The 14,698-nt window shown below is 52.7% G+C and carries 12 protein-coding genes and 1 pseudogene; 11 read left to right on the top strand and 2 right to left on the bottom strand.

Features of this window, described 5'->3' with window-relative positions:
* Positions 1 to 36 precede the first annotated feature (36 nt).
* The 3 genes from glnE to H7F08_RS00550 are packed head-to-tail and all read left to right on the top strand — an operon-like array spanning position 37 to position 4,110.
* Entirely contained in the window at positions 37 to 2,958 is a 2,922-nt protein-coding gene (glnE, locus tag H7F08_RS00540; protein WP_176212001.1) for a bifunctional [glutamate--ammonia ligase]-adenylyl-L-tyrosine phosphorylase/[glutamate--ammonia-ligase] adenylyltransferase, read from the top strand.
* A gap of 12 nt (positions 2,959 to 2,970) precedes the next feature.
* Positions 2,971 to 3,894, top strand: coding sequence for a branched-chain amino acid transaminase (locus tag H7F08_RS00545; protein ID WP_031570205.1), 924 nt, complete (start codon positions 2,971 to 2,973; stop codon positions 3,892 to 3,894).
* A gap of 3 nt (positions 3,895 to 3,897) precedes the next feature.
* A complete protein-coding gene (locus tag H7F08_RS00550) occupies positions 3,898 to 4,110 on the top strand; it encodes a zinc-finger domain-containing protein (RefSeq protein WP_153940818.1) in 213 nt (70 codons plus the stop codon).
* Between the two features lie 26 nt (positions 4,111 to 4,136).
* On the opposite strand, the gene dsbD is transcribed toward H7F08_RS00550, so the two are convergent.
* Positions 4,137 to 5,957 (bottom strand): protein-disulfide reductase DsbD, encoded by a 1,821-nt coding sequence (dsbD, locus tag H7F08_RS00555; RefSeq protein WP_193639657.1) that lies wholly within the window; start codon positions 5,955 to 5,957, stop codon positions 4,137 to 4,139.
* 639 nt (positions 5,958 to 6,596) lie between these two features.
* On the opposite strand from dsbD, the gene H7F08_RS00560 reads away from it, so the two are divergent.
* From H7F08_RS00560 to H7F08_RS00595, 8 genes are all read left to right on the top strand, one after another.
* Positions 6,597 to 7,358: an alpha/beta hydrolase gene (locus H7F08_RS00560; protein WP_193639658.1), complete on the top strand. Its 762-nt coding sequence runs from the start codon at positions 6,597 to 6,599 to the stop codon at positions 7,356 to 7,358.
* Between the two features lie 153 nt (positions 7,359 to 7,511).
* Positions 7,512 to 7,802, top strand: a complete 291-nt coding sequence (gene groES, locus H7F08_RS00565; RefSeq protein ID WP_010637826.1) for a co-chaperone GroES — start codon at positions 7,512 to 7,514, stop codon at positions 7,800 to 7,802.
* 48 nt (positions 7,803 to 7,850) lie between these two features.
* Positions 7,851 to 9,506, top strand: a complete 1,656-nt coding sequence (gene groL, locus H7F08_RS00570) for a chaperonin GroEL (RefSeq protein ID WP_024893653.1) — start codon at positions 7,851 to 7,853, stop codon at positions 9,504 to 9,506.
* Between the two features lie 406 nt (positions 9,507 to 9,912).
* Positions 9,913 to 10,320 carry a hypothetical protein gene (locus tag H7F08_RS00575; protein WP_031570212.1) on the top strand — a complete coding sequence of 136 codons (408 nt, stop codon included), beginning with the start codon at positions 9,913 to 9,915 and terminating at the stop codon, positions 10,318 to 10,320.
* Positions 10,321 to 10,351: 31 nt separating this feature from the next.
* Positions 10,352 to 10,777, top strand: coding sequence for a hypothetical protein (locus tag H7F08_RS00580; protein ID WP_051690477.1), 426 nt, complete (start codon positions 10,352 to 10,354; stop codon positions 10,775 to 10,777).
* Between the two features lie 49 nt (positions 10,778 to 10,826).
* Positions 10,827 to 12,581 (top strand): hypothetical protein, encoded by a 1,755-nt coding sequence (locus tag H7F08_RS00585; protein ID WP_031570218.1) that lies wholly within the window; start codon positions 10,827 to 10,829, stop codon positions 12,579 to 12,581.
* 69 nt (positions 12,582 to 12,650) lie between these two features.
* A complete protein-coding gene (locus H7F08_RS00590) occupies positions 12,651 to 13,367 on the top strand; it encodes a C39 family peptidase (RefSeq protein ID WP_080707748.1) in 717 nt (238 codons plus the stop codon).
* Between the two features lie 77 nt (positions 13,368 to 13,444).
* Positions 13,445 to 14,167, top strand: coding sequence for a hypothetical protein (locus H7F08_RS00595; RefSeq protein ID WP_226842755.1), 723 nt, complete (start codon positions 13,445 to 13,447; stop codon positions 14,165 to 14,167).
* A 260-nt stretch (positions 14,168 to 14,427) separates the two neighbouring features.
* Here H7F08_RS00595 and H7F08_RS00600 read toward each other — a convergent pair.
* Positions 14,428 to 14,670: pseudogene (locus H7F08_RS00600) on the bottom strand (transposase); the annotation flags it as partial.
* Positions 14,671 to 14,698: the final 28 nt, after the last annotated feature.

Here is a 14,698-nt window from a genome sequence, read left to right on the forward strand (position 1 = left end):
ACTGTGAACATGCATGACCTGCCAAGGAATAGCCCCATGTCCCGGAGACCTGTGCCTGAAAATCCGATGGGTGAAAGCCCAAAATCCATGCCCCCGAAAACCGGGACGCGCTTACCCACCCTGATCACCGAAATTCTCCAGCAAATTCCTGTAGACAGGGAAGCCATAGAAGAAATGATCAAGCTCATCTGGGCAACATTTTCGGAAACCCAACGCAACAATCTGCTGGATAAGGGTGCAGGTTTTTTCCGGCATTGCTTGCAGGTTGCCTGTGCCAGCCCCTTTCTGCGCCAACATCTGCAGTATCACCCCCAGCACCTGCTCCGCCTGGCCAAGGGCGAAGTCACCCCGCCTCCCGACTTGAAGGACCACAGCCCTGAGGCCTTCAACACGGCATTACGGCGCTATCGCAATGCACGGATGGTTGAAATCATCTGGCGCGATCGCATGGCGGGTGAGCACATGTCGGAAACCGTAGCGGCTGTCAGCGCTTTGGCCGAAACCTGTCTACAGCAGGCCTGCATATACGGCCAGGCCTTATTGCAACAAGCCTATGGATATCCCGAGAACGATGCCGGAGAGGCAGTTGCTTTCGCGGTCATCGGCATGGGCAAACTTGGTGGAAAAGAGCTGAATTTATCCTCGGATATCGACCTCATTTTCTGCTTCAGCGAAAATGGCAGCAGTAATGGTCCCCGTTCCCTAGAAAACAGTGAATACTTCAGCCGTTTGGGGCGCTGGCTGATTCAGGCGCTGGATCAACCCGGCGCCGAAGGTTTCTGCTTTCGCATAGACATGCGTCTGCGTCCTTTCGGGGATGCCGGCCCCCTCTGCATCAGTGCTGCCGCCATGGAGCACTATTATCAGGTCCATGGGCGGGGCTGGGAGCGTTACGCTTTCATCAAAGCCCGACCCGTAGCGGGTAACCTGGATTTTGGTGCAAAAGTGCTGGAAATGCTGAGGCCTTTTGTTTACCGCCGCTATCTGGACTTTACCGCCCTGCAGGGACTCCGTGAGGTCAAGGCCCTGATGGATGCCGAGCAGGGCGAAAGCAGTCAGGACATTAAAAAAGGACAAGGCGGGATTCGCGAAATCGAATTTATCTGTCAATCACTCCAGATCATCCATGGGGGGCGTACCCCCCAACTACGCAATACCAACACGCTCAGCACGCTGGATATTCTCTACGAATTGGATCTACTGCCAAAATCCGATTTTCTGTTATTGGGCAGGGCCTACGGTTTTTTTCGTAATACCGAGCACTGCCTGCAGATGGTCCAGGACCAGCAAACCCAGCAACTTCCCCGCAATGAGAACGAATGGCAGCGACTGGCTTGCGCCATGCACTATGAGGATGTGGACAGTTTCCGGATGGATCTGGACTGTTTGCGTCAGCAAGTGCATCACATTTTTTTACAAACCCTGGCTCCGCAAACTGCGCATTCCAGCAATACGCCGGAACAGGGACGGCAACTCTGGCTACATGCCCAAAACCATACTCTGGACATGCTCCCTGAGAATATTTTCCAGAAACTGCATTTTCCAAATCCGACAGAAAGCTGGTCACGACTCTGGCGCTTTGCCCATAGTCGGGATGTCTCTTTGCGGCTATCCACGGAAGGACGCCAGCGTCTGGATAATTTGCTGCCGCAGATACTGGAAATTTGTGCACAGGAAGCCGATAGCGAAGCGCTTCTTCAACATTTTCTGAACCTGCTGGAAGCCATACTCAGCAAAGCCAATTACCTCGCGCTCCTCGCCGAAAACCCCCGCTATCTGCAGCATTGCAGCACGCTGCTACACAGTCCTTGGTTAGCGCAGCAACTCGCCCGCTTTCCCGTGCTGCTCGATGATGTACTCAGCAACAACCATCAGCCCGGGCAATGGCCGGAAATTCTCCACGCCCAACTACAGTATGCGGAAGACCAGGAAGAACGCATGGATGCCCTGCGGCGCTTTAAAAATGCCGAACTGGTACGCCTTGCGGCCAGCTTCTGGACGCAGCAGTTATCCATTGAGTCGTTACTGCGGCAACTCAGCGAGCTGGCACAACTTACCCTGCAAACCGCGCTGGATTGGGCCCGGCTGGAAATGGAACGCCGCCATGGCCGGATCTGCACTCAGGATGGACAGACAGCGTCATTTGCGGTCATCGCTTTGGGCAAGCTGGGCGGTCAGGAAATGGGCTTCGCCTCGGACCTGGATCTGATTTATTTATATGACGCCCCGCCTGAGGCGGAAAGTGACGGTCCAGCCCCCCTTCCCGCCTCCACCTGGTATGCCCGCCTGGGACAAAGGCTCATCCACCTGCTCAGCACGCTGACCCGCGCAGGCATACTGTATGAAATTGACATGCGCCTGCGCCCCAGTGGCCAATCCGGTCCTCTGGTCAGCAGTATGGAGACGTTCAGCCGCTACCAGCACCAATCCGCCTGGACCTGGGAGCATCAGGCCCTGACCCGCGCCCGCTGGGTAGCCGGCGATTCACAGTTAGGAGCACGATTCGAACAATTGCGTCATGCCATTTTGGGTTCCGAAAGAGACGCCGAGACCTTGAAAAGTGCCGTGCGGAGCATGAGAAAACGTATTTTCGACAATAAAAACATAGCCCCACAAGCTTTTCATCTGAAATTAAGCCCGGGTGGACTGACAGATATCGAGTTTCTTGTACAATTTGCTATGCTAGGCGCTTGCCCGGAGCAGCCGGATTTGTGTCAGAATACCGGCACCGCAGCAGCCATCAGGGCCTTGGTGCAATCCGGTGTTTGGAATGCCCAACAAGGCTCTGATTTGCTGCATGCCTGGAAACTGTACCGGCAAGTAGAAAACGAACGCTGGCTGAACTTGCAGGAAAACAATGTTCATGCCGATGATACCCCGCATTGGGAGGCTTTGCAGGACGCCTCAGAAAAGGTGCGAGTCATCTGGCAGGAATGGATTGGCAGTTATACGGATTAAGGAGAAGTAAAAATGTCCATGGCGGATCGTGACGGTTTTATCTGGTTTGATGGCAAAATGGTGCCCTGGAGAGAAGCTACGGTGCATGGACTGACCCACAGCCTCCATTATGGCATGGGTTGTTTCGAGGGCGAGCGGGCTTATGCCACTCCCCAGGGAGCCGCCATTTTTCGTTTGCCGGAGCATACCAAACGGCTGTTCAACAGCGCCAAAATCCTGCAGATGGACGTACCATTCACGGAAGCAGAAATCAACGCGGCCACCAGGGAAGTGATTCGCGTGAACCAGCTGGAGTCTGCCTACATTCGCCCGCTGCTGTTCTATGGCGCCGAAGGCATGGGCCTGTCTGCCAAGGGCCTGAAAGTCCATGCCCTCATTGCTGCCTGGAGCTGGGGCAGTTATCTGGGGCAGGAGGCGCTTGAAAAAGGCATCCGCGTCAAGGTCAGTTCCTTCAATCGTCATCAGGTGAACATCCACCTGTGCAAAGCCAAGGCTACCGGCAATTATATGAACTCCATGCTGGCCCAGCGCGAAGCCTCGTCCTGCGGATATGATGAAGCCTTGCTGCTGGACCGTGAAGGCTATGTAGCCGAAGGTTCCGGAGAAAACGTCTTTATGGTGCGCGACGGCATTCTCTATACACCAACCCTGACCAGTGCCCTGGAAGGCATAACCCGCGACACGATTCTCCGTTTTGCCCGGGATGCCGGCATTCCCATTGTTGAAAAACAACTCACCCGCGATGAATTTTATATTGCCGATGAAGCTTTCTTTACGGGCACCGCCGCCGAAGTCACGCCGATTCGCGAAATTGACGGAAGAGTCATTGGTAGTGGCAGTCGGGGGCCCATCACCAGCCAGCTGCAAAGCCGTTATTTTGATACGGTCGCTGGGCGTCGGGATGATCATCCCGAATGGTTGCATCACGTCGCCTGAACCATGAAAAACGCCATTCACTGCTGCAACAAAGGGTTCACCGAGGTGGAACCCCAACATTTACCGCTCTATTGCCCACAGCCGGAGATGAGCCGCTGGAACGGTCACCCCCGGGTATTCCTCAAGATTGAAGAAACGGGCGAAGCCCGGTGTCCCTACTGCGGCACGCTCTATGTATTGAAGGGTGGGCCGCTGAAAAAGGCGGCAGGACACTAGGTCTGGAGGAATCGGCCGCCTGCCCGTCAGGATTTGGGCAGCCAGCGCATGAAGGCCCGGGGCCCCAAATAACCCTCCTGCTGGGCCTGCACCTGACCATTTGCGCCTATGGCCATAAATGCCGGCGGGCCAACCAGATTGTAGCGCTTCAACAAAGCCCGACTATTGGCGTCATCCCGGGTCACATCCACGCGGATTAATACCCGATTGTGCAGGGCATTTTCCACCTCTGGCGTCGCGAAGGTCACCTTGTCCATGCGTGCGCATTCCACGCACCAGCTGGCCCAATAATCCACCAGGACGGGTTTACCATGAGCCTGCTTCAATGCAGCATCGAGGGCTTGGGGGCTTTTTACTATGCTAAAGTGCAAAGCAGCCTGCTGTGAGCGGTCTGCACCTTTTCCCGCCTCCAGGACTCTTGAGAACGGCTGTAGTGGATCACTGGCACCGCTCAACGCGCCCATCCCCATCACCAGACCATAGGCAAGCACGAGGATTCCCACGCCTTTCCGGAAGCGTCTCCAGCCTGTGGCTTCAGCCCCCAAAGCGTCCAGCGCCCCCAGGTAGATAGAGGAAATCACGGCCAGAGCTGCCCAAAGCGCCAGACTGACTGCTCCTGGCAGCACCCGGGCCATCAGCCAGATGGCCACCCCCAACATCAGCACGCCAAATATGGCCTTGACTGCGTCCATCCAGGCACCGGCACGCGGCAACAACCGCCCCGCTGAAGTCCCGATAATCAAGAGGGGCAAGCCCATCCCCAGACTCAGGACAAACAGCGACAGTCCGCCCAAAAATACATTACCTGTCTGGGAAATGAACAATAAGGCCCCTGCCAATGGTGCCGCCACACAAGGACCGACAATGAGCGCCGACAAGGCTCCCATGACAAAACTACTGAACAGATGTCCGCCCTTTCCCAAGCCGGAAAGTCGGGTTTGCAAACTACTGGGCATTTGCAACTCATAAAACCCGAACATGGAAAGCGCCAATAACACAAATATCGATGCGAATGCACCCAGAATCCAGGGGTTCTGAAAAACAGCCTGCAGGTAGGCGCCCGTGATTGCTGCCAACACGCCCGCAATGGTGTAAGTCAACGCCATGCCCAAAACATAAGCCAGCGACAAAGTAAAAGCCCGGGATTTCTGTGCGCCCCGTTTGGCTTCCTGCCCGACAATCAGCGCAGACAAAATAGGAATCATCGGAAATATACAGGGTGTAAAAGCCAGCCCCAGACCGGCAACAAAAAACAGTCCCAAAGTCAGCCAGAAACTGTCCTGCAGAGCGCCCGCCAATACTCCGGCATTACTGCTACTTTTTACCTGTGAAGACCGGGAATGGGGACTGGGTAGCGAAGCGGTCGGTATCGGTGCGGAAGCCGGGGCCAGCAAGGACAGCTGTACCGTCTTGCTTTGTTCGGGATAACAAACCCCCGCGTTGGCACAGCCCTGATAAGTGGCTTTGACGGTCAGCGTGCCCGGCGGGGTGCCTTTGACCGAGAAAGGAATGATGACGCTGTTCTCGCCCTCCAGAACCCGCATTTTTCCAAAAGCCGGGTCGTTTAGCATCACCCCCTTGGGAAGCGTGTATTTTCCCAACAAAATACTGCTGGGCAGCACCGAGACCTGAATGCGATCTCTATAAAGGTGATAACCGGGTGCTGCATCCCAGCGCAACTGCAGATGGTCGGGACTGGACAACTTCGCGGAAAAGCTGAACGCCTGATCCGGACTGAGAAAATGATCAGCATGGGCATAACCGGCACTCAGCCCAAATAACAGAACTGCACTACATAAAATAATGAACCTGGCCCAAAGGGCCCTATGTGCCTGCAGAACAACCATACCGATTTCGCTCCCGAACCTGTAGATGAAAGCCTCCGTAAGGGCTTCAATGGGGAAAGTATTGCAGCCTACCCTTCTCAGTTACTAGCAACAAGCAGGCCACAGCCCTGCTGAGCAGAACTTCACAACCGGCCTTGAACCTAAAAATGGCAGTTGCCGTGGGTGCTTTTTGCTCCGTTGTTCCTCGCCTGTTGTTCTACGGCTCATCCTGCTGTCAGGAGAGAACTCGCCCTACGGGCTCAAACAGCTCTCCTGACGGGCGCAGGATTTCGCCAAGAACAACAACGGCTCAGAACAAAAGTCGCTGCAAATCACCCACGGCAACTGCCATTTTTAGGCTGAAGAAAATTTTGCTGCTCAGGAACTTTTTGAATGGTCCATGCTCCAACCTTATGCAAGCGGCTGTGATAGGTTGCGAGCGCATGTTTCTTCCTCCTTTGGTGGTTTTAGGGCGAATCTTCGGATTTCGCCCTTCTTTTTTCCGACCGGTCGGGATGTTATTTGCAAGGAGCGTCACCATTTGCTAATATATTTAGGCGATCTGCATCAGTAAGTTTGGATTGCGAGCGCATGTTTCTTTCCTCCTTTGTGGTTTTAGGGCGACTATAGTGTCGCCCTTTTTTATGTGGAGCCACAGCCATGATGCCTTCTGCCGAACGCCCCTTTACGCTTGTTCATGCCAACGGTGAGCGCCTTGCCGGACTCATTCACGAAACCCATCAAGACCCGGTAGGCATTTTTCTGCCGGGCTTTGCTTCCAACATGAATGGCTCCAAATCCCGACTTCTGGCCGAATATGCACAAAATCAGGGGTGGTCGTGGGTGCGCTTTGATCCCCGGGGCGTCGGCCGCTCTGATGGACTTTTTGAACAGCTGACCCTCTCTCGTTATCTGGAAGACCTCCGCCTGATTCTGCAAATGCTGGAAAACCGGCCTGTCATTCTGGTCGGCTCCAGCATGGGCGGCTGGCTGGCCACCCTTGCCGCGACACGCTGGCCGGAACGCTTGCGCGCCCTCCTGCTGATTGCACCTGCCTATAACTTCATTCAGACAATCTTTCAAACCCTTTCACCGGAAGATCAACACCGCTGGCAAACCAGCAACCTGCGCTGTTGGCAGGATCATTACGGCCTGGGTGAATTGCGCATGCGCTTCGACCTGGTGGCTGACAGCTGGCGCTATGATTTACTGCGCTTCCCGGTGCATCTGCATTGTCCGGTCGAAATCCTGCATGGTACTGACGATGAGGCTGTTCCCCTGCAGCAAAGCTATCAATTCGCAGCCCACGCTCATTGTGAACAGCTCGCCGTGCGCGCCCTACCCGGTATCAATCACCGCTTACAGGGTGCGGATCGGATATTGCTGCAGAGCCTTTCCGGGCTCTGGGCGCCGCTTGCCTAAAAAGCGCCGGATGATCGGACAGCGCACTAAAATCATGTAGTGCCCCCTTGACAGAGAAATCTCAGCGCCTATGATTAGCACTCGATGGGTGTGACTGCTAACAACACCCAGGATGAAGACATCCATTCACTTGTAAAAACGAGGAAATGCTCAATGAAACTGCGTCCTTTACATGATCGCGTCGTTATTCGTCGTCTGGAAGAAGAGCAGAAGACCGCCGGTGGGATCATCATTCCCGATACGGCCAAGGAAAAACCCGTGCGTGGCGAAATCGTCGCTGCTGGTCACGGCAAAATTCTGGAAGACGGCAAAGTCCGTGCCCTTGATGTCAAAAAAGGGGATCACGTCCTGTTTGCCAAATATGCCGGCACCGAAATTAAGGTGGAAGGCGAAGAGCTGCTGGTGATGCGTGAAGACGACATCATGGCGGTCATCGAAAAGTAAGCGTTGCTGAATATATCAACCCTTATTCATTTATTTTGAGGAGTATTTATGCCAGCCAAACAAGTTGCCTTTGCTGAACACGCCCGCGAAAAAATGTTGCGCGGCGTCAACGTACTTGCCGATGCCGTCAAGGTCACCCTGGGCCCGAAGGGTCGTAATGTGGTGCTCGACAAATCATTCGGTGCCCCCACCATCACCAAGGACGGTGTCTCCGTCGCCAAGGAAATTGAACTGGCCGACAAGTTCGAAAACATGGGCGCACAGATGGTGAAAGAAGTCGCCTCCCAGGCTTCCGATGAAGCCGGTGATGGAACCACCACCGCCACGGTTCTGGCCCAGGCCATCATCCGCGAAGGCCTCAAGGCCGTCATCGCTGGCATGAACCCCATGGACCTGAAGCGCGGCATCGACAAGTCGGTCGCCGTTATTGTCGAAGAGCTGAAGAAGCAGTCCAAGCCCTGCAAAACCCAGAAGGAAGTGGCCCAGGTTGGCACCATTTCTGCCAACTCTGATGACTCCATCGGCAAAATCATTGCCGAAGCCATGGAAAAAGTGGGTAACGAAGGCGTCATCACGGTCGAAGAAGGCTCTGGCCTCGACAACGAACTGGACGTCGTGGAAGGTATGCAGTTTGATCGCGGCTACCTGTCCCCCTACTTCGTCAACAACCAGGACAAGATGGTTGCAGATCTGGAGAATCCCTACATCCTCCTGCACGACAAGAAAATCTCTTCCATTCGCGACATGCTGCCGGTCCTCGAACAGGTCGCCAAGTCCAGCCGTCCGTTGCTGATCATTGCTGAAGACGTGGAAGGCGAAGCCCTGGCGACCCTGGTCGTCAACACCATGCGGGGCATCATCAAGGTTGCTGCCGTCAAGGCGCCCGGCTTTGGTGACCGTCGCAAGGCGATGCTCGAAGACATGGCCATTCTCACCGGCGGCCGCGTGGTCTCCGAAGAAATCGGCATGAAACTGGAAAGCACCACCCTTGCCGACCTCGGTCAGGCCAAGAAAATCGTCATTGACAAGGAAAATACCACCATTATTGATGGTGCTGGCCAGCAGAGCGAAATCAAGGCCCGCGTCGAGCAGATCCGTCGTCAGATGGAAGATGCCAGCTCCGACTACGACCGTGAAAAACTGCAGGAACGGGTCGCCAAACTGGCCGGCGGCGTTGCGGTCATCAAGGTCGGTGCCGGTTCCGAAATGGAAATGAAGGAAAAGAAGGCACGTGTCGAAGACGCCCTGCACGCTACCCGTGCAGCTGTCGAGGAAGGCATTGTCCCCGGTGGTGGTGTGGCTCTGGTCCGCGCCCGTCACGCCCTGGAGAAATTCAAGGCTGCCAACCATGACCAGGATATGGGTGTGGCCATCATTCGTCGCGCCATTGAAGAACCTTTGCGGCAGATTGTGGCTAACGCCGGTGGTGAAGGCAGCGTTATTCTGAACAAGGTGGTCGACGGTAAGGATGGTTATGGTTACAACGCCGCCACCGACGAATATGGTGACATGTTCGAAATGGGCGTCATTGACCCGACCAAGGTTACCCGCACCGCGTTGCAGAAGGCCTCCAGCATTGCCGGCCTGATGATCACCACGGAAGCCATGGTTACCGAACTGCCCAAGAAGGATGACAAGGCAGGCGGTGATATGGGTGGTGACATGGGTGGTATGGGCGGCATGGGTGGTATGGGCGGCTTCTAAGCCTCGTCACCCGCAGTCTGTAGTATCGTAAAACCGGTCCTCCTGATGGGGGCCGGTTTTTTTTGCGTAAAAAACCGTTCCACATTCAGTACGTTATTTTCAAGATATCAGTGAGATATTTATTCTTAAAACCATTTTAAATCAACATATAAACTAACAACAGAATCGGCCGTATCAAAAAAATTACAATCATACAAAGATCTCTTCATGATTGTTTTTATTATCAATTTACTACTATAGCTGAATTCTTTGTGTAAGCGTGGTCATCATCCTGTTACACACAAGTGATCCAGGCTCAAGAACCTTCCGCTCAAAAATAATTAACATGCTGTTCTATATATAATTTAATAAGTGGCACGATAACTGCTAATGGTGAACGTACAGTCAACTTCATGGTGCTACGAAAATGAACACACTTCATAGGATCGCCGTAAATTATAAATGGTCAATATTAGCTTTCAGCTTGGTATCCTTCGTACCCTTTGTTGGATTGTCGCAAGCAGATACCTTGGTATCTGGCAAGCAAATTCAGAAGGAAGCAATCCTGTTTCATCAACAAACAAATTTACAAAAAATGCTCGCTGGAACACGCAACGCAACTCATCAATTTGGAATAGACAGCAAGGTATCTGATCAACAGTTGGCGAAAGTTTCGGGCAAAGGTATTCCAGTTAATCTGCCTACGATTGGTCGCAACAGTAATGACGTGGTTCTTTGGGATGAACTGCAGAACCGCTCGGGCGGCGGTAAAACCTCCATCGAATGGGGCGCGGGAAACAATCTCCAAACCATGAGCATGTCGACAAATCGCTAACTGATTTTTCAGATTAAAGGGGCAGAACGCAATGAAATCAGGAGTTATCTTAGGATTGGCCATGGTATTTGTCGGGTATTCAATGAGCGCTGCTGCTGCACCCCAGGAAACTTTTATAAATCAGACGAGCAGCGTCATTAAAGGCAATGCATTTGTTAATGGTTCAGGTGTCATGGCCATTAACGAAGTCGCCGGATCAGGTAACGCTCAAGCCAACAGCGTTCAGATGATTATTGGAGCAAGCAGACCCGTATCGAACAGCATTTTGTCGCAAAACGTTACTGCCTCATCAGAACATGTTGCGACATCAACACCCAACGGTTTGAATAATGTGGAAGTCAGTTCCACGGCTTTCAAAGGCGCTGAAGGCATTGCCCAGATCAACCAAGTTTCAGGATCTGGCAACACCTCAGCCAACAGTTTCGCACTCGGGATAGCCCCCGGGGTGATTCACTAGGCAGTACCTACTTTGTTGTTTGTGTTCCAACCCACTCAAGGAGAATAGCATGAAAACCTCGATTAAGTTAAGCCCAGTTGCCATTGCCATCGCTGCCCTTGTGGCCGCTCCCATGGCGTTCGCACAGGTTACCCCAGCCACCGGCGCCAGCGTCGCCAACGCTCAGCAGAGCTACATCAACGGCCAGAATTCATATTATAATTCCTCTAACGATGCCAGCATGTTAGGTAATGCTGGTATGGGCAGCAAGGGCAACGTTGGCGTCAACATCGCCACCGGCAACCAGAACCAGCAGTCCAACGCCGGTTCCCTGGCCGCTAATGGCAAGACCCATGCCACATCAACTGCTGCTGTCTCGGCAACCCAGGCCCAGAGCAGTAATTATGCTATCCAGATGTCCAACGGCAGCAACAATGTCACCATGAGTGACAACGCTCTCTCGAGTGCCTCCGGCAACATCGGTGCCAACATGACCTCTGGCATCTTCAACCAGCAGCAGAATAATCTGGCTGTATCCTCTGCCAAGAGGGCTGTGAGTTCTGCCGCAACCACCGGCACTAACCAGAATGTCGGCCAGAGTTCGAGCACCAGTGTCGACAATTACGGCAACGAGGGGAACGCCAATAACACCGCTATTGGTGGAAGTGCGCTGAGCAAAACTGCGGGCAACATTGGTGTCAACCAGGCTGCTGGTATCAGTAACCAACAGAGCAATTCCATGGCGTTGGCTTCTGTGAGCCACAAAACGATGAAGTCCGACGCTTCCACCAACACTGCGCAGGGCCAAGAGCTAAACCAGGCGTACCAGTACAATGGCGGTGCTAACGCTGTCGACTTGACCGACCACGCCTTGGCGGGAGCCGCTGGAAACATCGGGGTGAACATGGCTTCGGGCAGCTTCAATCAACAGCAGAATAGCACCTCTATCGCCAGTGCCAATAAAGCCGGTATGGTTGATTCTGCCACCCATACTCACCAGAACATGGCTTTAGAAAGCAACATCAGCTCCATGAACTATGGGTCAGTGGTCGGCGGAAGCAATGAAACAGGGTTATACGGAAATGTACTGAGCGGCGCTACTGGCAACATCGGTCTTAACGAGGCTGCTGGACTCAACAATCAGCAGAGCAACTCCCTGGCCATTGCCACCGGAACCAAGAGCTATAGTGCCGTAGCCACTGCGGGAACCAGCCAGTCCATGGGTTTAATCTCAAGCTCACAGGATCCGGAGATGCTTGGTGACTGGGGATGGAGCTGGGGCTGGTATTACTCCGGCCAGAACAATGCCGCCGGAATCGGCAGCAACGCCCTGCAAGGTGCCGCTGGAAACATCGGGGTGAATCTGGCTTCTGGCGCCAGCAATCAACAGGGTAACTCTACAGCTCTGAGCTATGTCAGCAAAGGCAAGAGTGATTCTTTGGCCTCCGCTACTGCTGCTGCCAATCAGCTTTCAGTCGGCAACATGTCCTCTGATACCTACACCACCGATTCCAGCTTCATTAATGGCAATGCAGCACAAAATGCCAAAGGCAATATCGGCATCAACGTGGCCACTGGCGTCCAGAATCAGCAGCAGAATGGGCTGGCACTGGTTTCCGTCGCCTCTAACCATGCCATGGCGACGGCTAGCGCACCTGTCAGCCAGATGGCTTATGCCAACCTCGGTGGCACTGTGGCTTCTACCTATGCCAGCAGCGTCAGCGGCAATGCCCTGCAGAACGCTTCCGGTAACATCGGTCTGAACGTCGCGGCCGGCAATGGTAACCAGCAGTCCAATACCATGGCTATCGCCAGCGCACAGTAAGCACCAGATGAAACTTTGCCACCCCTTATGGGGTGGCAGTTTTACAAAATTCATCAGGAGGCTGTTATCATGTTTGAATCTAAAATTTTACGTCCTTTCCTCTTAACCAGCCTGATCACTGCAGCAGTGTTTTCTCTCTCACAAAGCAATGATGTCAGGGCAGCAGCCTTTGGCGGCATAATTCCCGGGGCCGGCGTGATTCATGTGCCCGTCGTAAACATGATAGGCATGCACTTCATCCATGTAGTGCGGCAACGCACGGATTTTTCCTGTGGTGCAGCGTCATTGGCAACCATCCTCAAATATGCATTCGGCCAGAATGTTGACGAAGAAGAGGTCATAAAAGGCCTGTTCACCGTGAGCAATCCAGCAGAAGTCAAAAAAGTCGGCTTTTCAATGCTCGATCTTAAAAAGTATGTAGATAAAATCGGATTAAAGGGCGAGGGATATGTGCTTTCCCCCGAAGACCTTAATAAAATTCATATTCCGGTCATTGTATTATTGGATCTAGGTGGCTACAAACATTTTGTCGTGCTTGAAAAAACAGGCAAAAAACACGTTTATCTGGCGGATCCTGCGCTGGGGAATCGCATCATGCCCAAAGAACAGTTTCTCAAGGACTGGAACAGGATTGTTTTTGCTGTATTTGGAAAAGGATTTGAACCTCATTCGGTGCTTCTGACGCCACCAGAACCACCCAGTGCCCTTAAACTGCTGCATGGCATTTTACCCAATACAAAAGTGACCCCGGCGCACTTTGGTTTTGATCAGGCAAATTACTTTTAGTCATAAATACACTTTGAGAGAGGCTCATCATGAATGGATACCAACTGCGCAAAACCGCTGCCATGGCGGGTTGTTGTATGGCTGCCTCGGCGCTGCTTCTCAGTCCCGCTGCTTTGGCAATAACACTAAAACAGGAACTACCAATCAGTTTCACTCCGGTTTCCGATCAGGCACTGTCCAAAATAGTAGGGCGCGGTGTCATTGGCGGATCTATAGTTTATTTTGGCGTCGAAATGCAAACCAACTGGACGTCCGGAAGTAATCAAACACCCATGCGCAGCACCATGAATGTTGCACTAAACAGTTCCGGAAATATTTTTCTGCCTACTATCACCTACTCTGTAAATGGATCTTTACCTCAAGCTACACAAAATACGAATAATCGGGTTGAGGGTAGCGGAATAAATAATATTCAGGGGGTAACTCAAGCCATTCAAATTGCAGGAAACGGCAATTCCATTCAGAACGGCATGTCCATGAATGTGGTCAAAGGCTCACCGACTTCCGCAGGTTCTGGCTTACCCTTATCGGAAGGAGCACATCGGGTAAACAATACGACGACCATGACCGTACAAAATGGACAGTTATCCATGGCTATAAATAATGGTGGAAACTCAATTCGCCAGGGGATAGGGTCAAATGGACTGTTCCAAGTAGCTCAGGTAGGTACCAATATGAATATCATACAGAATCAAATGAAGCTTACCCTGGGTATCAACCAAAACAAAGAGAACACCCAAAATCTCGCCCAGGTCCAGTCCATATTAAGCAGCATGCGTGGATTAACTGGCACTCCGTAAAAAGACCAACATTAATCAAATATAATGAAGAGATAACCTGATATAAGTTATCTCTTCTTTTTTTACCACATTAAAAATCAGAAATTATAAGGGATGGTAGCAGTTAGCTGAAAACTCGGAGCGCTGCTGGTTATTCCTGCGCCCAGATTCATGATTAAGGAAGTTTTTGAGTTGAAAGCATAGGTCATACCGACATTGGCTATGGCAACATTGGCGCCACTGCCAACCAGTGTCGTCCACGGACCAGGTTCCTCGCTGTTTTAAGTGGGTAGCTTGAGATCCAGCTTACCCAGTACGAGGTAAGCCATGTTAATAAAATTCTTGTGGGTGCGATAGCCCCGTGCCCTGGATTTGGCGGACTGGAGCAGACTGTTGAAACCTTCCAGRKTGNNGTTMSWSAGATGGCTCTCGAACCAACGTAGAATGCCGTCCCAGTGGTTCTGCATGGTATAGGCGACTTTCACCAAGGGTGGCAATGCACTCTCCTTGGCCAAGTCTATCCANNNACCTTACTGAAAGGTTGGATAGACT

It is taken from the genome of Acidithiobacillus sp. HP-11 (assembly GCF_015100075.1).
GTDB classification, from domain to species: Bacteria; Pseudomonadota; Gammaproteobacteria; order Acidithiobacillales; family Acidithiobacillaceae; genus Acidithiobacillus; species Acidithiobacillus thiooxidans.